Below are 258 nucleotides of genomic sequence, written 5' to 3'. Positions count from 1 at the left end.
GCAAAAGGCGCCGCCCGGCGCATTTCATTTCGATGTGCCGGCGGACCCGACCAAGGAGCAGGGACGTGCCGTTGCCGCCGACGGCGGTTATGGTTCGCGCTCGCAGTTCGAAACGGAGGTGCGCTGGCGTTATCCGACGCCGAACGACCTGACGTCCTGGAGCATGACGCCGCTCGACAAGATGCTCGGCAACCTCACGCCCTCGGGCCTGCATTTCGAACGGCATCACGGCGGCATCCCGACGATCGATCCTGCCAA

General features: G+C 65.1%; 1 pseudogene. It reads left to right on the top strand.

The annotated features are described in order from the left end of the window. Positions 1–258, top strand: a pseudogene (locus tag WDW90_RS40045) (sulfite dehydrogenase); the annotation flags it as partial.

The organism is Methylobacterium nigriterrae, from assembly GCF_037106235.1.
GTDB lineage: Bacteria > Pseudomonadota > Alphaproteobacteria > Rhizobiales > Beijerinckiaceae > Methylobacterium > Methylobacterium nigriterrae.
Note: the sequence above shows the minus strand (reverse complement) of the source record. Positions and strands in the feature narration are given on the sequence as shown.